This is a genomic window from Vibrio sp. CyArs1 (assembly GCF_022432925.1).
Taxonomy (GTDB): domain Bacteria; phylum Pseudomonadota; class Gammaproteobacteria; order Enterobacterales; family Vibrionaceae; genus Vibrio; species Vibrio mediterranei.
This window is the reverse complement of the sequence record NZ_JAKRBO010000002.1, coordinates 682588-704604: the sequence shown is the minus strand read 5'-3', so window position 1 is coordinate 704604 and position 22017 is coordinate 682588. Positions and strand designations below refer to the sequence as shown.

22 protein-coding genes are annotated in these 22017 nt (G+C 44.6%); 18 read left to right on the top strand and 4 right to left on the bottom strand.

Annotated features, from left to right (window positions below; genetic code table 11):
- The first annotated feature begins 11 nt into the window (after positions 1-11).
- Together MMA19_RS09895 and MMA19_RS09890 are read left to right on the top strand one after the other, a co-directional pair.
- Positions 12-1460, top strand: coding sequence for a winged helix-turn-helix domain-containing protein (locus MMA19_RS09895; protein ID WP_240206104.1), 1449 nt, complete (start codon positions 12-14; stop codon positions 1458-1460).
- Positions 1461-1591: 131 nt separating this feature from the next.
- Entirely contained in the window at positions 1592-2068 is a 477-nt protein-coding gene (locus MMA19_RS09890; RefSeq protein WP_240206103.1) for a hypothetical protein, read from the top strand.
- A gap of 114 nt (positions 2069-2182) precedes the next feature.
- Here MMA19_RS09890 and MMA19_RS09885 read toward each other — a convergent pair whose 3' ends face one another.
- Positions 2183-2830, bottom strand: a complete 648-nt coding sequence (locus MMA19_RS09885) for a glutathione S-transferase family protein (RefSeq protein WP_236109465.1) — start codon at positions 2828-2830, stop codon at positions 2183-2185.
- Positions 2831-2938: 108 nt separating this feature from the next.
- Between MMA19_RS09885 and MMA19_RS09880 the strand changes: the two genes are divergently transcribed.
- From MMA19_RS09880 to MMA19_RS09855, 6 genes are all read left to right on the top strand, one after another.
- Complete coding sequence (locus tag MMA19_RS09880; protein WP_240206102.1) at positions 2939-3751, top strand: LysR family transcriptional regulator; 813 nt, start codon at positions 2939-2941, stop codon at positions 3749-3751.
- A 261-nt stretch (positions 3752-4012) separates the two neighbouring features.
- Positions 4013-6460, top strand: coding sequence for a DmsA/YnfE/YnfF family dimethyl sulfoxide reductase (locus MMA19_RS09875; protein WP_240206101.1), 2448 nt, complete (start codon positions 4013-4015; stop codon positions 6458-6460).
- Positions 6461-6470: 10 nt separating this feature from the next.
- Positions 6471-7085: a DMSO/selenate family reductase complex B subunit gene (locus tag MMA19_RS09870; RefSeq protein WP_063603757.1), complete on the top strand. Its 615-nt coding sequence runs from the start codon at positions 6471-6473 to the stop codon at positions 7083-7085.
- 1 nt (position 7086) lies between these two features.
- On the top strand, positions 7087-7929 hold the full coding sequence (locus MMA19_RS09865; protein WP_198558007.1) for a DmsC/YnfH family molybdoenzyme membrane anchor subunit: 843 nt from the start codon (positions 7087-7089) through the stop codon (positions 7927-7929).
- Between the two features lie 76 nt (positions 7930-8005).
- Positions 8006-8614 (top strand): molecular chaperone TorD family protein, encoded by a 609-nt coding sequence (locus MMA19_RS09860; protein ID WP_240206100.1) that lies wholly within the window; start codon positions 8006-8008, stop codon positions 8612-8614.
- Positions 8615-8629: 15 nt separating this feature from the next.
- On the top strand, positions 8630-9208 hold the full coding sequence (locus MMA19_RS09855) for a ferredoxin-type protein NapF (protein ID WP_038225913.1): 579 nt from the start codon (positions 8630-8632) through the stop codon (positions 9206-9208).
- 57 nt (positions 9209-9265) lie between these two features.
- Here MMA19_RS09855 and dbpA read toward each other — a convergent pair whose 3' ends face one another.
- Positions 9266-10648: an ATP-dependent RNA helicase DbpA gene (gene dbpA, locus MMA19_RS09850; RefSeq protein ID WP_240206099.1), complete on the bottom strand. Its 1383-nt coding sequence runs from the start codon at positions 10646-10648 to the stop codon at positions 9266-9268.
- A gap of 108 nt (positions 10649-10756) precedes the next feature.
- On the bottom strand, positions 10757-11233 hold the full coding sequence (locus MMA19_RS09845; RefSeq protein ID WP_062457237.1) for a WbuC family cupin fold metalloprotein: 477 nt from the start codon (positions 11231-11233) through the stop codon (positions 10757-10759).
- Between the two features lie 229 nt (positions 11234-11462).
- Between MMA19_RS09845 and MMA19_RS09840 the strand changes: the two genes are divergently transcribed.
- The 9 genes from MMA19_RS09840 to MMA19_RS09800 all read left to right on the top strand — a co-directional run bounded on the left by MMA19_RS09840 (position 11463) and on the right by MMA19_RS09800 (position 20632).
- The gene (locus MMA19_RS09840; protein WP_006074875.1) at positions 11463-11636 is read left to right on the top strand and encodes a hypothetical protein; all 174 of its coding nucleotides are present in this window, start codon (positions 11463-11465) and stop codon (positions 11634-11636) included.
- A 227-nt stretch (positions 11637-11863) separates the two neighbouring features.
- Positions 11864-12460 carry a GTP cyclohydrolase II gene (ribA, locus tag MMA19_RS09835; protein WP_038223104.1) on the top strand — a complete coding sequence of 199 codons (597 nt, stop codon included), beginning with the start codon at positions 11864-11866 and terminating at the stop codon, positions 12458-12460.
- A 182-nt stretch (positions 12461-12642) separates the two neighbouring features.
- On the top strand, positions 12643-13902 hold the full coding sequence (locus MMA19_RS09830; protein WP_171393560.1) for an imelysin family protein: 1260 nt from the start codon (positions 12643-12645) through the stop codon (positions 13900-13902).
- 65 nt (positions 13903-13967) lie between these two features.
- Complete coding sequence (locus tag MMA19_RS09825; RefSeq protein WP_240206098.1) at positions 13968-15365, top strand: di-heme oxidoredictase family protein; 1398 nt, start codon at positions 13968-13970, stop codon at positions 15363-15365.
- A gap of 10 nt (positions 15366-15375) precedes the next feature.
- Positions 15376-16407: an imelysin family protein gene (locus MMA19_RS09820; protein WP_240206097.1), complete on the top strand. Its 1032-nt coding sequence runs from the start codon at positions 15376-15378 to the stop codon at positions 16405-16407.
- On the top strand, positions 16388-17476 hold the full coding sequence (locus tag MMA19_RS09815) for a DUF1513 domain-containing protein (RefSeq protein WP_240206096.1): 1089 nt from the start codon (positions 16388-16390) through the stop codon (positions 17474-17476). The genes MMA19_RS09820 and MMA19_RS09815 overlap by 20 nt, the downstream gene beginning before the upstream one ends.
- Positions 17477-17567: 91 nt before the next feature.
- A complete protein-coding gene (locus MMA19_RS09810; protein ID WP_240206095.1) occupies positions 17568-19214 on the top strand; it encodes a L,D-transpeptidase family protein in 1647 nt (548 codons plus the stop codon).
- Positions 19215-19369: 155 nt separating this feature from the next.
- Positions 19370-19915, top strand: a complete 546-nt coding sequence (locus tag MMA19_RS09805; protein ID WP_063603768.1) for a YcbK family protein — start codon at positions 19370-19372, stop codon at positions 19913-19915.
- A 63-nt stretch (positions 19916-19978) separates the two neighbouring features.
- Positions 19979-20632 (top strand): MBL fold metallo-hydrolase, encoded by a 654-nt coding sequence (locus MMA19_RS09800; RefSeq protein WP_063603769.1) that lies wholly within the window; start codon positions 19979-19981, stop codon positions 20630-20632.
- 52 nt (positions 20633-20684) lie between these two features.
- Here MMA19_RS09800 and MMA19_RS09795 read toward each other — a convergent pair whose 3' ends face one another.
- Positions 20685-21356: a DUF2982 domain-containing protein gene (locus MMA19_RS09795; protein ID WP_240206094.1), complete on the bottom strand. Its 672-nt coding sequence runs from the start codon at positions 21354-21356 to the stop codon at positions 20685-20687.
- Positions 21357-21567: 211 nt separating this feature from the next.
- Between MMA19_RS09795 and MMA19_RS09790 the strand changes: the two genes are divergently transcribed.
- Positions 21568-21930, top strand: a complete 363-nt coding sequence (locus MMA19_RS09790) for a MarR family transcriptional regulator (protein WP_038225886.1) — start codon at positions 21568-21570, stop codon at positions 21928-21930.
- Positions 21931-22017 lie beyond the last annotated feature (87 nt).

Here is a 22017-nt window from a genome sequence, read left to right as displayed (position 1 = left end):
TTGTAGCCACTATGGACTCCATTAAATACTACGTATTGCAGCTCGAATCTCCGATTGTTTTTTATCCAAGCAAAAATAAGCTTGAAGTCGATGGTGCAGAACTGCATTTAGAACCATTGCAATCTCGTTTGTTGAAGTATTTTGTTGAAAACCAAGGGCAAGTCCTGACGACTCAACAAATCGCAGACAATGTTTGGCAGCGTAATCATGTGTCGGACAATTTGGTTCGCCAAGTGATTAGCTCATTAAGAGGCCAGCTTAAAGACAAAACGCGGCCTTACCGTACGATCAAAACTATCCCGAAGAAAGGGTACCTATTTGATCTTGAAGTGATTGCTCACATTGAAAAAGCACCACAAGTCGTCGCGGTTGAAGTCGATGATATTGAGGAGCCACAATTTTCGGAAAAGAGTGGGCGCAAAGGCGGTAACAACAAGCTTTGGGCTACCCTTGCTGGGTGTTTAGCGATATTGGCAATGGCGTCATGGATTGTCACTTATATTGTTGAAGAGAACACAGACATCGTGGCAGAAAATACCAATCCGCTTGGTACTGTGCCGGTTTATATCCATGATATTACTTCAGATTCGATGCAAGACTATCAACTGTCGGAAAGCGTTTACAATTATCTATTCTATGGCCTCAACTCGTCGCGAGCGTTAACCGGCTATCACTTTTCCCAGTTGTCTAAGGAGAGTAAAGCGGCATTAAAGCAACAGGGTATTGAGCTTAAAGGCTGGCTTAAAAAGAGCGGCGAGAGTGAGTTCTTACTTACTTTGATGATTCAGAACAACCAATTACCATCTAAGAATCAGCGTATTGAAAAATCTTTCAACAAAGAAGATTTTTTCACTGCTATTGGCGATGTAGTATTGGAAATTAAGGCGTTGGTAGAACCTAAAGAAGACGGGTATGAAGTGACCAGTCATCGTGTGAGTGCCATTAATAACTACGATGATTGGGAAGTGATTTCAGACGGTATTTCTCAGTTCTACTTAGGTGGCGGAAACGATGCCTTTGTAAAGCTCTCACCTATGCTAGAGAATATTCAGTCTCAAGGTCGCGGTAACTATTTAGTCAGTGCTTTACTCTCTTACTCAGCCTCCGTTGACTATTTGCAATCGGGTGATGCTCAGACACGCCTTGAGGGTCTTAAATTGGGACAAAAAGCGTTCGAACTTAACCCTCGTTGTGATATCGCGAACCTGACGTTAGGGCTTGCCTTGTTGTTAAACCAACGCGCTGACCAAGCCATTCCTTACCTTTTCTATGCTGCAGAGAGCACGCCAACTCCCATTGGCTACTACCTATTAAGTGTGGCTGACAAACAAGTTGGTAATCTAAAAGGTGCCGATTTTAACTACCAACACTATGTCGCGATGAAGAAAGAGAGTGGTGGGCAACTCTATGATTTAATTGAATCTTTACAAAAATCAAATTTAATTCAAACCTTGCCATAGTTCATAGGGCTACGGAGAATGGTTTATTTGAATTTACTTTGTAATTAACGCCGATTGCCTTGCATCAAGCGTCTTTAATAAAGGCAAACTCATAATTGTTCTTGTGTTATTTATGCTAACAGGAACAAAAAATGTTAAAGAAGCTCGCGTTTCAAATCATTCCAGTGCAAATCTTTTTATTTGTATTCTGGTTTAAGAATGGCTTTATCGACAAGGTAATGGGCGTACTACTTGGGGCTGTCACTCCTGAGACGGCCTATGCGGGTGATACTTGGGGCGGATGGAAAGGCTATATTGTGGGGACATGGGATAAAAGTCAGGTTGGTCATGCTTTGTTAAGTCCAACATTCGACTTTATGTTTCCGATTCTGATTTTGTTGCAATGCCTACCTTTTATTCTCATTATTCGTTCGGTATTGAATCTAGAATTTATGACTGATAGAGAACGTCCTTGGTTGCTTTATTCGGCAATCGCCTCTCTTTTCGTCGCAGGTTGTATGGCATTTACTCAAACGACTTCGGGTGCTAGTGATGGTCAGTACCTATGGCAATTTATGGGCTTTAGTATGGTCGCGATTATGTATATCCGAAATGAGCAAAAGCGTTAAACTAATCGAATAATGATTTGATAAAGCAGTCAATGCACTGCGGTTTTGAACTCATGGCTTGCCATAACGAAACGTTAGGCAAGCCTTTGTTATTTTGTCAAACCGTTGCATTGGCTAGCGATCAAATCCTGCTTCGTCCTGAACAATGATGTCTTGCTCATGACTTGCTTGTATTAACCACGTTTTTATTGCGTCACTATTTAGCACTTTTTGTTGATACTGCTGCGCTAAAGGTGACAGTTCAATGCCATAGGTTCGGAAACGAAGTGCAACAGGAGCAAACATGGCGTCGGCAATGGACCAATCGCCAAATAACCATTGACCATCGTGCTTTGACATCTGCTCTGCCCATAAGGTGTCAATCCGTTGGATATCTTTTCTAGCTTCTGCAGAAAGTACGACCTGGCGCTTGGCTCGGCAGTTCATTGGTAATTCATTGCGTAGAGCCAAGAATCCAGAGTGCATTTCGCAGGCTACTGCTCTTGCCTTGGCTTTTCTCACGCTGTCATTTGGCCAGCAGCAACCATTGAGATATTGCTCATTCACATATTCTAATATCGCAAGAGAGTCCCAAACTGTGGTTTCGTCATCAATGAGTGTAGGAACCTTGGCTGTTGGCGTCAGCGTTTCAAGTGTTTGATAAAACTCGGTTGAAAACAGTTTGAGTTTTTCTACTTCGACCTCAAGCTGGTAATGCTCAAAGATAAGCCACGCACGTAATGACCAACTCGAGTAATTCTGATTTCCAATATACAGTTTCATATTTGCCTCCTTTGCCTGTTTGATTTTGATACTAATCAATGGTGAGATGGGTGACTAACGCAAAATTTGAATGTATTTCATCAATGAAATCGATGGATTGGGGGCGATATGGATATCGATGCGCTGAGAAGTCTTCTCGCTTTTTCCGAGACGGGGAGCTTTACGCGAGCAGCAAAACAAATAAATCGAACTCAATCTGCGTTTAGCGCGCAGATGAAAAAGTTAGAAGCCGAAACTGGGGCTGTATTGTTTGAGCGTGAAGGCCGGAATATGGTGCTAAGTGAAGCAGGACTATCATTGAAGGCACACGCTGAACGCATACTCTCCTTACATGATACCGCCTTGCACCAGGTGAAACGCTATCAAAACAAGACTGCGTTGAGGCTTGGTTGCCCTGAAGACTACAATGACACTGTCCTACCGAAAGTGGTGGCGGCAATTATCGAAGTTGAACCTACTTGTTCAGTTCAAATATTCAGTCAGCCCAGCATTATGCTAAGAGAGTGGTTAGACGAGGGGAAGTTAGACGCCGCGATTGTGACGCGAGCACCTGACAGTGAAGAAGGTTATTGGTTAGAGTCAGACAAAGGCGTTTGGATTGCTGGGCATGATTTTGATACCGCCATCACCCCATTGCCGTTGGTACTGTTTCAAACCGACTGTAAGTACCACGCCGCGGCGTTGGATAGTTTAACCAAGCGAGGGATCGCTCATCGACTACTTGCTTGTTGCAATACCGCTTCAGCTCAGCGAGCATTAGTGGCTAAAGGAATGGGCGTCGGTGCGATGGGGCGTCTAAGTACTAACAAAGACGTCCAGATATTAAATGGAATGCCACCACTCCCTAGTGTGGATATTGTACTGTTGACAGGCACTAATCCTCATCCAACGTTGGCGAACGTATTTATTAAACACTATTAAATGGTACTTTTTCTTTGAGATCAAATGGTGTTGATATTCATTTATAAAATGGAATGCCTATCAATACGATAATTTGTTTTTCAACTAAATGGCAAATTATTTGTTTTTATAAATGAGTGATTTAAAAATATTCCACCAAATGTCAGAGAATTGTCAATCCACTAACCATTAAGTAGTAGTGTTGATTTTTATCAACAGTTTCTAAAGGTTTCGTTAGTAACATTCGCTCGATGATGCATAACTATAATCGAGCATGTCTTTATGAATAATAAACTGAAGCAATTATTGACGCCGTCGCTGACGCGTCGAGGATTCATAAAATCCTCTTCAGCCATCGGTGGTCTTGCTGCTGCAACCAGCGCCATTTCTCTCCCTTTTAAATCTGCACAAGCGGAAACCCAACCACAAGCCAACGACGAAAAAGTGGTGTGGAGCGCATGTACCGTAAACTGTGGCAGTCGATGTCCACTGCGCATGCATGTCGTTGACGGTGAAATTAAGTGGGTAGATGCCGACAATACGGGTAAAGATGATTACGCCAACAAAGACGTTCAGGTACGAGCATGCTTACGCGGTCGTTCTATGCGTCGTCGTGTGTACAACCCAGACCGTCTGAAATACCCAATGAAGCGCGTTGGTAAACGTGGTGAGGGTAAATTCAAGCGTATTTCTTGGGATGAAGCTTACACGGAGATCGTAAATAGCTTAGACCACATTAAGAAGCAGTACGGTAATGAAGCTATCTATCTTAACTACGGGACGGGTACATTAGGCGGTACGGTCACCAAGTCATGGCCTCCTGGTAGCACGTTAATCGCGCGTCTGATGAACCTAACGGGTGGTTATCTAAATCACTATGGCGATTATTCGACGGCTCAAATTGCCAAAGGCCTGAGTTATACCTATGGCGGTTGGGCTAACGGTAACTCTTTCTCAGATACCGAAAACAGTAAGCTCATTGTTCAGTTTGGCAATAACCCAGCCGAAACGCGTATGTCTGGCGGTGGTTTGATTCATCACTTGATTGAAAGCAAAGAGAAATCCAACGCAAGAATGATCATGATTGATCCACGCTATAACGATACTGCGGCGGGTCGTGAAGATCAGTGGATTCCTATCAAACCGGGTACTGATGCAGCGTTCATAGCAGCAATGGCTCACGTGATGATCAAAGAAGACTTGGTCGACCAAGAGTTCTTAGATACCTACTGTGTTGGTTACGATGAGAAAACCCTGCCAGCATCTGCGCCAGCAAATAGTGATTACAAATCTTATATTTTAGGTTTGGGTGAAGATGGTGTTGAGAAAACCCCTGAATGGGCGGCACCAATTACCGGTATTCCAGCGGACATCATTATCAAGACAGCTCGTGAGATTGGTTCAACTAAACCTTGTGCAATCTATCAAGGTTGGGGTCTTCAGCGTACGCAAAATGGTGAAATCGCGTCACGTGCGATTGCCATGCTAGCGCTATTAACCGGCAACCTAGGCATTCATGGCGGTGGTTCTGGTGCTCGTGAATCGGATTATAACATTCCGTTTGTGCGCTTCCCAACCTTAGAAAACCCAGTGAAAACGTCGATCTCTATGTTCCTGTGGACTGATGCGATTGTTCGTGGTCCTGAGATGACTGCGACACGCGATGGTGTGCGTGGTAAAGACAAACTCGATGTGCCAATCAAGTTCATTTGGAACTATGCGGGCAACTGTGTCATTAACCAGCACTCAGATATCAACCGTACTCACGATATCCTTCAAGATGACAAAGCATGTGAAATGATTGTCGTGATCGATAACCACATGACGTCTTCAGCAAAGTACGCCGACATCATTTTGCCTGACCTCACTACTTCTGAGCAGGCAGATTTCTGTATGGATGGTAAAGCGGCAAACATGCCTTACTTTATCTTTGCTGACAAAGCGATCGAGCCTCAATTTGAAGCACGCAGCATCTATCAAATCTGCTCTGATTTGGCGGAGCGCATGGGTGTGGGTCAGGCATTTACCGAAGGTCGTGACCAAGAAGGTTGGCTACGTCACTTGTATGCTGAAACATTGAAGTTAGACCCGACATTGCCAGATTTCGAGACGGTACGTCAGCAAGGTATCGTCAAACGTAGCGACCCTAATGGTCACTATGTCGCTTACCAAGCTTTCCGTGCAGATCCGGTGAATAACCCGCTTAACACACCTTCAGGTAAAGTAGAGATCTACTCGGAAGAGTTAGCTCGTATTGCCGCTGAGTGGGAGCTGCCAGAAGGTGATGTGATTCATCCTCTACCTATTTACGTGAGTACATCAGAAGGCTGGGATTCACCGAAACGCGATAAGTATCCATTGCAGTTAACGGGCTTCCACTTTAAAGCACGTTGCCACTCAACTTACGGTAACGTCGATGTGTTGAAGCAGGCCGCACAACAAGAAATGTGGATCAACCCTGTAGATGCTGAACGTCGCGGAATTAACAATGGTGACCGAATTAAGATCTTCAACGACCGTGGTGAAGTTCGAATTAACGCTAAAGTCACGCCAAGAATGATGCCGGGAGTTGTAGCTCTCGGAGAGGGAGCATGGTATGCGCCAGACGGCAACAAGGTTGACCATAATGGTTCGATCAATGTTCTGACGTCTCAACACCCAAGCCCGTTGGCGAAAGGTAACCCTCAACACACTAACTTAGTTGAAGTTCAACTGGCAAATAAGGCGTAAGGACTAACTCATGAAACAATACGGTTTTTATATCGATTCGAGTAAGTGTACTGGTTGCAAAACCTGCCAGTTAGCTTGCAAAGACTTTAAGGATCTTGGTGTTGATCGCAGCTTCCGTCGAGTTTACGAATACGCTGGTGGTAACTGGATCGAAGATAACGGCACTTACCGTCAAGACGTGTTTGCCTATTACACCTCTATTGCATGCAACCACTGTGACGAACCGGCGTGTGCAAAAGTGTGTCCATCGGGTGCAATGCACAAACGTGAAGACGGCTTTGTGGTCGTGGATGAAAAGGTGTGTATTGGCTGTAAACACTGCGCTAACGCTTGCCCTTACGGTGCGCCACAGTACAGCAAAGAAAAGGGTCACATGACGAAATGTGACGGTTGTTTCGAGCGCGTAGCAGAAGGGTTTGAGCCAATCTGCGTCGGTTCTTGCCCACTTCGTGCGTTGGAGTTCGGTCCTATTGCTGAGCTTCGTGCCAAGTATGGAACCAACGCAGACGTAGCGCCACTTCCATCGTCAACGTTAACGAAACCAAATATCGTGATCAAACCAAATCGTCATGCGCGTCCAACGAATGACACCACTGGTCACCTAGCAAACCCTAAGGAGGTTTAACATGGGATGGCATGAATGGCCTCTGATTTTCTTTACTGTATTTGCTCAAACAGCAGTCGGTGCGTTTATCGTAATGGGCTTAATCACATTATTTGGTAAGGCGGATGCACACGTTAAGACAGCGATAACTCGCAATATGTTCTTTATTTGGGTTTTCATGGGACTTGGCTTTATGGCGTCAACCATGCACTTAGGTAGCCCAATGCGTGCAATCAATGCGTTAAACCAAATTGGAACATCTTGGTTATCGCGTGAGATCCTATTTGGTTCGATGTTCTTTGGCTTAGGTGGTTTATATTGGCTATTGTCTGTCATCAATAAAGGCAGTGAATCGATTCGTAAAGGGTTGATGGTAGCGGCGATGGTGATCGGCGTGGCCTTTATGGTCGCCATGACGAACGTCTACATCATTGATACGGTTCCAACTTGGGATACACCGTTTACGGGTCAATCATTTACGCTTACGGCTGTCATTTGTGGCGTGATGCTGTCACTTATTTTGATGCGTGGCGCTAAGTTGGAATGTCCACGTTTAGGTAAAGTTACGGCGATTGTGGCAAGTGTAGCCGCAGTGACAATGGCAATGGTCACTATGTCAATGGTCGCCAACTTGCCTAATATTCATTCTGCGATTGTTGCAGCTAGTGAGTTAGTGCCAAATATGGCAGAGATTCAAAACTTACGTTTTGTCCTAGTGTTCGTTGGCCTAGCTGCATGGATGTGGGCGATGCGCTCTGAGTCTCGTTCTATGCCGATTGCCGTCATTGGCTTTGCGATGGTGTTAGTTGCGGAACTCATCGGACGCAGCGTGTTCTTTGGTCTGCACATGACAGCAGGCATGTAGCAAAGATGAGAGCAGGCTGACCGGCCTGCTCTCATTTATTGGTTCAACTTAGTCATTTTTGAAATTTGGTAAATTCATGTCAGAAAATCAATCTATCGATCTACTTAGTCTACAAACCATGGCAAAGGTATTCGGTTCGCTGTTTTATTTCCCGCTTACCGACAACAACAACCAGACCTTATTGACTGCGTTGCTACAAGATGAAAACTTAAAAGACAGTGATCTTCAGGCATGGTGTCATCAGGTTAAAGGCGAAAGCAACGAAGCACTAAATCAAGACTTCTTCTTACTTTTTGAAGGAGGAGAGGCGATGCTGGCACCACCGTGGGGCTCAGTCTATATGGATAGAGAAGAGGTGATTTTTGGTGATACCACAGTAGCGTACCGTCAGTTTCTTCGAGATCACGATATTGCCTTAGATACTGGGATGAGAGAGCCAGAAGATCAAATTGGCTTAATGTTATTTGCAGTGAGTCAATTGGTTGAGCAAGAACACGACATTGAGTCGGTCAAGGCGCTGTTTTCACAGCACTTACTGACTTGGTGTTACCGTTATTTCGAGTTGGTTGAGAAGCATGCTTCAACTCAAAGCTACAAACAACTAGCTGCCTTGGTATCGCAATGGTGTGAAGCCGTTCAGGAGCTGTTAAATATTACGCCACTTGCCGTGAAACTGTATCGTTAGGGTTGGTAAGCGCTCATGACCAGAGATGAAAAATACTACAAAGCGTATATGGAGCACAAAACCATAAGTCGTCGTGGTCTTTTTCGCGCTTTGGCGAATGGCAGTACGCGTAATTCACCTGTCATGGCCAGTGATGACTCATTAGCTGCTAAGTTAGAGTGCCAAGAAGTATCACGAACAATCCCTAGACCACCAAAAGCTGTTGATGAGTTGCTCTATCAACAGATTTGTAATGCTTGTGGAGATTGCGTCAAGGCTTGTCCTGAGCAGGTTATTGCTATTGAAGATGAACTCGCTCGACTTGTACTTGATTATGGGTACTGCAGCCAATGTGGAGAGTGTAGCCAAGTATGCCCAACAGGTGCATTGCATGGACAGGACAACCATACTGGTTTAATTCCGCAGTTCTCGGATGGATGTCAAAATGCACTGTTTAGTGATTGCCACTTATGCCAAGAAGCCTGCCCAAAACAGGCGATAAGTATCACGTCGTACAGCCTACCGGAGTTGGATAAGAAAGCTTGTGATGGCTGCGGACGTTGTAAGCAGGGATGTCCTTTTTCCGCCGTATCTATGGCGTTATCCATGCAGTAGCGAATACAAAAACAGCTCTATGTATTAACTAAGAGCTGTTTTTGATGGAGTTGAAGGTTAAGCTTTGATGATTCGCGCGCGGAAGTTACGGCCCTTCATCTTGCCATTGGTAATCTTACCTAACGCTTGCTTAGCTATCGCTTTCTCGACCGCCACATAAGCACTCATCGGGAACATATTGATCTTACCAATTTGATTGCCGGAGAGTGTCTTATCACCGGTTAGCGCCCCCAAAATATCACCAGGGCGCAATTTTTGCTTCTTACCGCCTTGAATTTGAATCGTCACCATTTTTGCTTGAAATGGTTGGTTGCTTGACTTTGCAGGCAATTCGCTTGGTTCAATCGGCATATCCATGTACTCATCAATACGCGCTACACGATAGAACTCTTTCTCGCTGTAGAAGCTAAAGGCTAAACCTTTATTACCGGCGCGCCCAGTACGACCAATGCGATGTACGTGTACTTCTGGGTCGCGAGACAGATCATAGTTGAATACTGCATCGAGGTTATCGACATCGAGACCACGAGCTGCAACATCCGTTGCCACTAAAATAGAAACACTTTTATTGGCGAACTGTACGAGTGCTTGGTCACGATCTCTTTGCTCTAAATCACCGTGGATATCAATCACGCTAAAGCCACGATGATGCAGTTCATCCGCGACGCTCTGAACTTCTTTTTTAGTATTACAGAACACCACAGCAGACTCCGGTTGGTGAGTCAGAAGCAAGTTTTCAAGTGCGTTATCACGTTCTTCGAGAGTGTTAGTTTGATAGAAGAACTGTTTGATGCTTGAGTGATCGTGCTTACTCTCTACCTTCACCACTTCTGGTTGCTTCATAACTCGAGCAGCAATGGTTTGGATTTGCTCAGGGAATGTAGCGCTGAAAAGCAGCGTTTGTCGCTCCTTTGGAGCTTGGTCGATAATAGCGTCTAAGGCATCTTTGAAACCCATATCTAGCATACGGTCCGCTTCATCAAGTACCAGAGTATTCAGTTCGCTTAGGTTGATACGACCTTTTTCTAGATGATCAAGGATGCGACCAGGCGTTCCTACTAGAATATGCGCACCGTGTTCCAGAGAACCAATTTGTGGTCCCATTGGCATACCGCCACACAGTGTTAGTACTTTGATATTGTGAATACCACGAGCTAGGGTGCGAATCTCTTTTGCAACTTGGTCCGCAAGCTCACGAGTTGGGCAGAGAACAAGAGACTGCACTCGGAAGCGCTTTACTCTTAAGTTGCTAAGTACGCCGAGAGAGAACGCTGCGGTTTTTCCTGAACCTGTTTTTCCTTGGCCGATAACGTCCTTACTCGCCAAAATTTTTGGTAGTGCCTCGGCTTGGATTGGCGTCATGGAAGCGTAACCAAGACTGTCTAATGTGCCGAGTAATTCAGATGGTAAGTTTAAGGTAGAAAAGGCTGGAGTGTTCAAGAGCTGTCCTCAGTCGGTATGCAGAGCGGGTATTATCAACATTCCCGCTCTAGATGCTACTTTTATCTACGCTTTTGTAGATTTAGTAGTGAGAATAGCAGCTGAAGATTATTTTGCCGTTGGTTGTGCTGTACTCATCCAATCGCGATATTCATTGGCGCCATCTTCACCTTCTGCTGGAGACCAAGGTGCGAAATCTTCTTGAGGAGTAGGGATGTATGCGCCTTCTTTGATTTCAAGGCCGACCGTGCCCGATTGCATACAAGCATAACCATGCCAAGTACCTGGTGGTATTTCGATAGCACGGTTAGTTTCTGGTGATAGACTATGACGCTCTGTGAGGTTGCCTTCATCATCAAAAATCAATAAATCCAGTTGTCCTTTAAGAACAAGGAACAATTCCCATTTGTGCTCTTCAGTATGACGGTGAGGGCGCATGTAGGTTTCTGGCTCTGTTGAGATGAACAAACGTTGAACGCCAGCGTCTAATTGCTCGTGTAGGTTATGATGACTGCGTTTGCGTGGTGCTTCCTTTGCGTTTTGCGCAAATGTATCGAAGTCTTGGTTGCTGATGATTTTTAACATGACATTGTTCTTTGAAGTGTAAAGTGTCGATATTCTACCGCCTCAACAAAAAAGTTCAGTAACAAATTGCCGCCTTCGTCCGTTGTGCGATAAAGTTTAGAAAATTCTAGGTAAAAACCCGTTAGATTGTGATGGCAGTTCCAGAAATGTTTGAAAAAGCTGTACGATCTGATCAGAGTGGTATTATCGCATTGTTTAGGAAATAACCCGTAAGTAAGGTGGTACAGCAGTGGAAGCAGTCATCAGCCAACTCAAAAAAGACTTTTATGCACACCTTAAATCTGCCAATGGTGCGAGCTCGGGTGAGTCTTCCCAGACCATCTCTCTATTAACAAAAGAAGAGCTAGCGGAACTGGAAAATGTGTGGGTCCAACTCGCTGTATGGAAACAAAAACAAGCGTAAGACCTATCTTTTTATCGCCTAACTAAATGATTTTTATGAGCCTCGAGTATTGATACTCGGGGCTTTTTTAGTTTCTTATAAATAGTAATTGTTATAATATAACAATTACTATATTGATCTTATTGTTGAAAAGTCGAGTACTAGCCCCCATAGTTCACTTTATGGAGAATAGAGCGATGGCTGAGATAAGTTCATTACTAGCCTCAGATAATCTAGTGAGAGAAACTATGGCGGAAGTACGTGCCAGAATACAATTAAAAGTCGGTTCCAGGAGTGATATAGACGCAGAGATGCTGTCGTTTCGTGGACTCAAGACAGATAAAGAACATGTAGCGATTATTTTTAAATCATCTGACAAGACCCAATCTTTACCTCTGGTAAGGATGCACTCAGAGTGTCTTACCGGTGATGTGTTCCACTCGTCACGTTGCGATTGTGGTGAGCAATTGGAAGAGACCATTCAGAAAATGGGTGAAGAAGGCGGCATCATCCTGTATCTACGTCAGGAAGGGCGAGGAATCGGTCTTTACAACAAATTAGACGCCTACAAGCTTCAGTCTGATGGTATGAATACGTATGAAGCCAATAACCATTTAGGGTTTGGCGATGACTTACGTGACTTTACTGAAGCCGCTCAAATGCTTAAAGCGCTGGACGTACACTCTATTCGTCTGGTCACTAACAATCCTAAAAAAGTGCGCGAACTTCGCGAGCACGGCATCAATATTGAAGAAGTCGTGAATACGCACGCTCATATCAAAGATGGCAATGAAAACTACCTTAAAGCAAAGGTCTCTCACGGTAAGCACTACCTCAAGCTTTAGCCAGTAATCTTGGTCACCAATCATAAAATTGTTAGTAAAATGATAGAAAAGCCTCACTTTTGTGAGGCTTTTTTGTATTTATTCTTGAAAATAAATTGTAACTGAGTATTATCGCACTTCGTAGTATAAATGATAATAATTCGCACTACAGATAACTATTAAGCTCAACAAGGATGCTTTTCATGAATGTAACAACCATGGTGAAGGGTGCAGTGGCAGCCTCTCTTGTAATGACTTCAAGCGCTGCATTTTCTGCAGTTACTAAAGACCAAGTAGTAGAACACTATGCTGATCTGGCTCACGCAGTATTCGCAGATGCACTAATTACAGCAAAAGATTTAGACACATCTATTAACACATTCTTGGCAAACCCTTCAGAGAAAGGTCTTGCCGATGTTCAACAAGCATGGCTAGCGTCTCGAGTACCTTATCAGCAGACGGAAGTATTCCGTTTTGGTAATGCTATCGTTGACGATTGGGAAGGACAGCTTAATGCATGGCCACTTGATGAAGGTCTTATCGACTATGTGAGTGCGGATTACCAATATGAACTAGGTAATGAAGGTGCACAAGCAAACATTGTTGCTAACAACAGCCTAAAAATCGGCGCGACAACTCTTGACGTTAAAGAAATTACACCTGAAGTCATTGCTAACCTTAATGAAGTTGGTGGCTCTGAAGCAAACGTAGCATCAGGTTATCATGCGATTGAGTTCTTACTGTGGGGACAAGACCTTAACGGAACCAACGCAGGTGCAGGCGAACGTCCTTATACTGACTATGTCGTCGGTGAAGGTTGTACTAACGGTAACTGTGAGCGTCGTGCGCAGTATCTTCAAGCTGCATCAAAACTGTTGATTCAAGATCTTCAATGGATGGAGAAACAATGGTCGGCGGCTGAGAAAGGCAACTACCGCTCTGAACTACTTGCTGACAAAGCTGACAACGGCATTCGTAAGATGCTATTTGGTATGGGTTCACTTTCTCTAGGTGAGCTTGCGGGTGAGCGCATGAAAGTGGCTCTAGAAGCCAACTCTACTGAAGATGAGCACGATTGTTTCTCTGATAACACGCATAACTCTCACTATTACAACGAGCAAGGTATCTATAACGTTTACACGGGCACTTATGTTCGTGTTGATGGAACGTTAGTTGACGGTCCAAGTATCGCTAACCTTGTTGAAGCAAAAGACAAAACAGCAGCGAAAGAGATTCAAAAGCAATTTGATCTTGCACGCGCTCAAGTTGGAAAACTTGTTACCTCGGCAGAAAAAGACAACCAACACTTTGACCAGTTGATCGCGTCTAATAATCCTCAAGGTAACAAACTAGTGAATGAGACCATTGTTGCACTTGTCGCGCAAACTGGTTCAATTGAGCGTGCCGCTGGCATCATCGGTATCGATAGCCTAAATCCAGATACTGCTGACCACGAATTCTAAGCACAATAACCATAATAAATAGGGGGGCTACTGCCCCCTTTTGTCGATCTTTTTGTGAGCGCTGTATGTCAAGATCTTATCCTTTTTTAGCCACGCTACTATTCCTTTTTGTCGGCTCGGTATTTGCCGAGTCTGAGTCTTCTCATCTATCGGGCGGTAAAACCACAGTAAAAAAAGAGGGGCCTAACGCTTACTCAATGCCAGCAGCCAACTTGCCTATGTCAAAGCGACTAGACTTTAGCGTCGGTAACAGTTTTTTTAGAAACCCATGGGTTCAAGCTCCCGCTTCCACAGATGCGAGGGATGGACTTGGACCACTATTTAATACTAATGGTTGCCAAAACTGTCATATCAAAGACGGTCGTGGTCATCCTCCTGAAGCAAATGACCAACATGCCGTATCTATGTTGGTTAGGTTGAGTATTCCGGCTGTGACTGCGCAGCAGGAAGCGGCCTATGAGCTTGACGGTGTAATACCTGAGCCAACATATGGTGGTCAGTTGCAAGATTTTGCTTTGCCAAACATGCAGCCAGAAGGACAAATTGATATTACTTATGATGAGGTTGCGGTAAGTTTTAAAGATGGCACGGTCGTCATGTTACGCAAGCCCAATCTAAAGATTGTCGAGCTAGCCTACGGCGATATGCACCCTGACGTTTTAATGTCGGCACGAGTTGCTCCGCCAATGATTGGCTTAGGGTTGCTCGAATCGATTCCAGAGTCGACGATTTTAGCATTTGCTGAAGCGCAGAAAGCGGACAACTCATCAGTAACAGGAAAACCGAACTATGTAATGGATGTACGCACCCAAAAGATGACATTAGGGCGCTTTGGATGGAAAGCAGGCCAGCCTAATCTGATGCAGCAAAATGCGGCAGCTTTCAATGGTGACGTAGGCTTGACAAGTTCGTTGTTTCCGAGTGAGAACTGTACCAGTAATCAGGACGTTTGTACGGCACAGCATAGTGGCGGAAACCCTGAGGTGAGCGACAAAATTCTCAACTTCGTCGAGTTTTATACTCAGCATTTAGCGGTGCCTCAACGACGTAATATCGATGATCCTTTGGTTATTGCAGGTGAGAAGCTATTCAACAATGTTGGTTGCCAAAATTGTCATAGAACAGGCATTCAAACCGGTACACAAGAAGGGTTACCTGCCATTTCGAACCAGACGATTTACCCTTATACCGATATGCTATTACATGACATGGGAGAGGGGCTTTCAGACAATCGACCAGAATACGCAGCTTCAGGCCGTGAGTGGCGCACAGCACCATTGTGGGGCATTGGTTACACGGAAGAAGTTAATGGTCACACCTACTTTCTTCATGATGGGCGAGCGAGAAATCTCACCGAAGCGATTTTATGGCACGGTGGCGAAGCAGAAGCCGCAAAACAAAACGTGTTAGCTTTATCTAAATCAGAACGTGATGCGCTACTGGCGTTTCTAAATTCACTGTAAGGAGAGCAACGTGAATTACAAACTTTCATCTATAGCGTTGAGCTTGCTTTTTTTAACAGCTTGTCAATCTAGTAGTGTGACCCAAGCCCCTGAGCCAGAAGCCACAACACACCTTAGCCAAGCAGTATATGAAGTTGAATTCGACTCTGCGTTGAAGTTCAAAACGGCAATGATGAACTTGCAATCGCAAACTGCACAGTTTTGCCAAGGGGAATCGGACCTGACACAGGTGTCTGCGGCATGGCAACAAGGAATGTCTCGTTGGATGTGGTTGCAAGGGCAAGAGCGAGGTCCTGCTATGGCACTGGAGCAGAATTGGAATGTTCAATTCTGGCCAGATAAGAAGAACACCACCGGTAGGAAGATGTCACAAGCGGTTAAAACCGACGTGTGGACCATGGAGTCAGTGCAATTGCAAAGTGTCACCATTCAGGGGCTAGGAGCAATAGAATGGCTGCTTTATGACGATGCTTCAACACTAGCAAAGGGTTCGCAAGAGCATTGCTCATTGGCGACCGCCATTACCGCTTCTCTTACCGATCGCGCCGACACGATACTCATGGCATGGCAAACCAATCCGTGGTCCTCTTTAAACAAAGAGGGGTGGGAGTCAGAATATCTGGCGTTGCTGTCTAACCAGCTGGATTACAGTATGAAAAAACTGTCTCGTCCGTTAGCAAAAATCGGTGCTCCGCGACCTTATTTCTCTGAGTCGTGGCGATCGGAAACGTCGATGAGCAATTTAAAAACCAACGTAGAAGCTATGCAAGCACTCTATCTGGCGAAAGGAGAGGGATTAGATAAGATTTTGCGCGATGAAGGTCATGCACCTTTGGCGGACAGTATTATTCACCAATTTGAAGATACGCTGGAAACTTGGCCGAGTGAAACCAGCCTATTTGCGCTTTTGCAATCTAAACAAGGCTATCGAACAGTGCTGTCGCAATTCAACAAGCTTGAACAACTTAAGTATCTTATCAATGAAGAGGCTGCGGTTCAGTTGGGAGTAGTAATAGGATTTAATGCGACTGATGGCGATTGATATTTCTAGACGCAACTTCACAAAGTTGGCAGGCATCACGGCGATGTCGCCTTCTTTGCTTACGGCTTGCACATCCGCAACGAAAGTGGCTCAGGAAACTTTGATAGGAGGTTCGGTTCGCAACAAGGGTGACTACGAAGTTATTGTTTCTGCCGAAAATGCTGCTGCTATGCATCGACTGCCTTTACCAGACCGTGGTCATGGCATCGCTGTATCGCCGAATACTCATCAGGCGGTGATGTTTGCTCGAAGGCCAGGTAGCTATGCCATGGTGTTTGATTATCGTGAAGGACAAGTAATAAAGCTCATTTTAGCGCCAAATAACCGACATTTTTATGGTCATGGCGTGTATTCAAATGATGGTCGATGGCTGTACGCTACGGAAGGAGAGCGGTCGACCAGTCGCGGAATCATTGGCGTTTATGATGTTTCGAATGACTACAAAAAAATAGAAGAGTTTACCGGTTTCGGGTTAGGTCCTCATGAAGTGATCGTGATGGCAGACGATTCGTTAGTCGTTGGAGTCGGCGGCGTACATACCAATGGCAGGCAACCTAAAAATCTTGCAACCATGCAACCTAGCTTGAGTTATCTTTCTTCTCAAGGAGAGCTTCTTGAGCAAGCAACACTTGGCGACCATCATAAAAGTATTCGCCACCTTGCCCATGATGGTGACATTACAGTGTTAACAGGTCAGCAATATCGGGGTGAAGCGGAGGACTACGTACCACTTGTTGCTATTCACCAGAGAGGTTCGGTGATGGAAGAGCTGGGTGGAGAGCCTGAGCAGTGGGCAAGATTTAATCATTATATTGCCAGTATTGCAGCGACAGAAACGCATATTCTGGCTACATCTCCCAGAGGAAGCTGCTACGGCATATGGGACAAGGCAACACGTGAATTGCTAGAGATTAATGCGCTCCCAGATGCTTCAGGAGTGGTAGTCAGGAATGGTGACTTTCATGTGAGCTCTGGTGCGGGGCAAGTAATTAAAATTAATCCACAACTGGACAAACAGCGCTTTTATTCTGGAATTCAGTGGGATAATCATTGGAGTGCCATCACATAAATGAGACGGTAGCTGGTTTAGTTTAAAATTGTCCGGTTGATAGTGTGATTTCTGCCATACTTAAGATCCTTGTTTGAAAGGAGGTTGGTAGATGCGAAACTGGCTACTCTCATTGTCTGTTGGTTTATTCTCTCTTGCTACAACTGATTTGACGGTTGCTGCGCCAGATCAGCTTGTCTCAAATTCGACCGAGCTCACCTCATATTCTGTAAAACACATCAAGCCAATCCTTCAGCAGGATAATACCAAAGGCTCAACTGAGCTTATAGAGAGCACTCAAGACGCGCTTCTCTATCCCTCGTTAGTTGACTACTTATACTCCAGACTGGATGCTGAACGTATATGGAGTGGCAACGAGCTTAACGCTCAGCTAAATCTGCAACTAGATATGATGAAGCTTGCTGGCTTTAGTCCGCTGTTCCAATCAAGAGTAGAACTCCTGCAACAGTATTATCAGCAGGGCGAAGTGGACCGTTATGATAGAGTGGCTACAGATACTTTCTTACTTTATTTAAGCTATGTTGCAGCGTCTCAAGAGCTTGGTAAAGAGTGGTATTTTACTGCCGATCTAATTGAACCTCTTCCGCGTCCTTCGGCAACTGAAGTGGATCTAATGGTAAAAGCTTTCGAAGCGCAAGAAGCACTGGCTTATATCACCTCGTTCGCGTCGCCAATGTTAAAGCAAGATGGATTTGAGAATGCCTACATCGATCTAGTGTCGAAATCGCAAATGACCAAAATAGAGTACCAGCAAGTTGGACTCACGAGACTCGGTGATACGTTACCTGAAGAAGCATATTTAATTCTTCTTGAAAGACTGTCCGAATCAAATGTCTTTATAACCGCAAGGGAAGACCAGTATTTCGATGATTCACTCGACCTTGCTATTCGAGAGTTCCAGACCATTTACGGGTTAAACGATGACGGTATTATCGGTCCCAATACCATTGAATGGTTGAACAAGTCCGCGTCCGATAAACTGCGTATCTTGGCACTCAATTCGGAACGTTCTCGCTTGTGGCCACAGCAGCGCGAAAACATCATTGTCGTCAATGTGCCGAATTTTCAGCTTGAATATTGGGATGAAGGAGAGGAACGATTTGAGTCTCGCGTAATTGTAGGCAGAACCTCGCGTCAAACGCCTCTACTGGAAACTAATATGGATTCGCTTATCCTAAATCCTACTTGGAATGTGCCTTGGAAAATTATGGTTAAAGACATCATTCCTAAAGTAAAACAAAATCCCACTTACTTATTTTCGCAGCGAATTGAAATTTTAGAAGATTGGAACAATCAGGCTCGTATCGACCCTACGATGATTAATTGGCAGGAGGTTAATGCGCGGCGCTTCCCGTATCGTATGCGTCAACAAGCAGGGGAGTTGAACGCGCTGGGTCAGTACAAGTTCAACACACCCAACGCGCAGGCCATATTTCTACACGATACACCTAGTAAACATCTCTTTGATGAGAGTTTACGTGCGTTCAGCTCTGGTTGTGTGAGAGTGGAACACGCTGACCAGTTCGCTCAAGTGTTACTCGAAGCACAAGGGAAAACACTAGAAGATGTCGCAACGGATCGCCCAAATAAAGCGATAGCCCTTAAACAGCGAATTCCAGTACATATCATTTATCAAACCGCTTGGATGTCTGACGGAAAGGCACACTTCCGTGGTGACGTATACCAATACGATGCGAAACGAGAAAGTATGAACAGTGCGGCTTTTTCAAAAAATTGACACAAATTTGAACAATCTAAAAAACGCTTTCTGCTCAAAGGTTAACCGTTGCTAGCTGCAAAAATAAGCGCATTTTGCTCATTTCTGCATTTGAACTAGGCTCGAGAAACACGTATCTTGCGCCGCAATTCAGTAGTTTCCTTTCTTTGAGTAGTATGATCCAAACAAATATTTCTAGACGAGACGCCCTCAAACTTGCATTGTGTGGCGCAACTGCGTCATTGGTGCCTTCGCTATCTTTTGCAATGCCTTCCTCTGCACCAAGAACATTAGCAATGAATAACTTACACACGGGAGAGAGTCTAGAAAGTCGCTACTTTGACGGTGCTAAGTATATTCAAGCTGAACTCGCTCGCCTCAATACACTTTGTCGTGACCATCGACGTAATGAAACCCATAACATGGATAAGCGTTTGTTCGACCAGATATCAGAGATTCAGAGCCTACTAGGCGTTAAATCAGAGGTGTTGATCATTTCTGGCTACCGATCTCCAGAAACCAATGCTTCATTGCGTTCGGGCTCAAATGGAGTAGCGAAAAAAAGTCTTCATATGTTAGGTCAGGCTATCGACTTTAGATTAGATGGAGTAAAACTCAGTCATCTTCATGAGGCGGCGCTAACCATAAAGGCCGGTGGAGTGGGGTATTACCCAAGAAGCCAGTTTGTCCATATTGATACAGGTCCTGTGAGAAACTGGTAACACTTGTCATTCCGCTAGCGTGATGTCATAGTCCCGCTAATTGCAAAATTAATAGGGTTTATGATGAGTCTTCAATATCAAGTAGTGCCTGTCACTTCATTTGCGCAAAACTGTTCTATCGTTTGGTGTGACGAAACCATGAAAGGTGTGGTTGTTGATCCTGGCGGTGATGTAAAACAGCTAGAAATGCTGATCAAAGAACTTGGAGTCCAAGTTGAACAGCTGGTACTGACCCATGGGCATTTAGATCACGTTGGCGGAACTGAGCCACTTGCAGAGGCGCTTGATGCTAACATTGTTGGTCCTCATAAAGCTGATAACTTTTGGCTACAAGGCTTAGAAAACCAAAGCCAAATGTTTGGTTTTCCTTTAACTAAAGCGTTTGAACCCAATCAATGGTTAGATGATGGTGATACCGTAGAGTTTGGTAATCAAACTCTTAACGTTATTCATACTCCGGGTCACACTCCAGGTCACGTAGTGCTGTTTAATGAGGAATCAAAAGTCGCCTTTGTTGGTGATGTTCTCTTTAATGGTGGTATTGGACGCACAGATTTCCCTCAAGGTGACTACGCTACTTTGATTAACTCGATTAAGACAAAGTTGTGGCCGCTGGGTAATGACGTAACATTTGTACCGGGTCACGGCCCACAATCTACCTTTGGTCATGAGAGAGCATCCAATCCGTTTGTTGCCGATGAGATGCCGCTCTACTAACAGACGTCTAAGAGAAGCGTACTGACAGTAAGCGATTAAAAGTAACGCTTCTCTATGGCAACTCTCTATCCGCCGCAGCTAAATAGCGGCGGGTAAGACCCACAAACTCGTCTGCAGACCTGTCTAAGTCGGCCTCAGCTACAAATACATCAAATCCATAAAACTCTCGCTGATAACGCATTCGGTTTGCCAACATGGCGAGCAGTCCTCTGTACTCTTTTCCCTCATTGGTAACGTAAGCCTCAGAGTCCAACACTATGTTTTCAAAATTAAGTGCTGGAGAGGTTTGCTGGGCACCCAAATAAAGCAATGCACGTTGGCTTAGCAAAAGGTCGGTTGCCACTCTAGGACAGATGCCATCTAAGTAAGGTTGATAGTGTTTAAGTCTGATTCCGATCCAAGGTAACGGTTTATGCCAACCTTCTTGGTGGTGAGTGCATACGCCTATTCGTTCGATATTACTCCATTTAACGACCCAGCCCCCTTTAAATACGTGTTGCTGGAAATGAGTCGCTGTCAGTGTGAAGGTGACACGACTTTTGATAAGCATAAAGTAAGCAAAGGTCATAACTGCAGCGACGAGCGTAATAAACACCAGTGCTTGCTGCCAATTGGGGGAAAGTAGAAGAAAACTAAAACAGGCTAGTCCCCCAACTGCTGCAACGACTTTAATGGTCGGAGATTGCCATGTGTAGTTATGATTGCTGAAATGTAATGTATCCATAGTGACGACTAATTTTTTACCCTATTTGGTTCTTTATACCGATGAAGCGATAATAAAGTTTATTGTTTAAATAATAGCCATAAACGTACTAGGTCTGCATTTTTGACGCCACTTTGTGTCAATCCTCTACAAAAGCTATCAAAATTTTGGTATAAAACGCGCTTCGAATTTTGACCACTGTCTTGGTGCAGTGAATTGGAGAGAAAACTAAATGAGACTTGCTCATAAGCGCAAAGTGCAATCTAAGTTGCAAAAGCGCGTTAAAGCGGTAGTTGCCAACACAGCAGCTGCAACAAAAACAGAAAAGCCTGTTGTAGCGAAAGCGCCTGTAGTTGAAACCGCAACTGCGACAAAAAAAGTTGATGTAGCCTTAACTCCTAAGCAGCAACAAGTGCTAGACATCGTTGCTAAAAATGCTGACGGTATCAATCCAAAAGGCATTGGCCTAGAAGCTGGCCAAGAAGAAGCGAAAGCAGCATCTTGGGCGACTGGCGCACTTAAGAAGCTTCTAGAAGAAGGCTTAGTGGCTAAAGAACAGCTTGCGGGCAATAAAGTGATCTATAAAGCGCTTTAAGCGTTCACTTTACCCATTCTCAAAAAGACCCCTTATTAAGGGGTCTTTTTGATCCAGCAGACTAAAATGCACTAATGTTAGCGACTG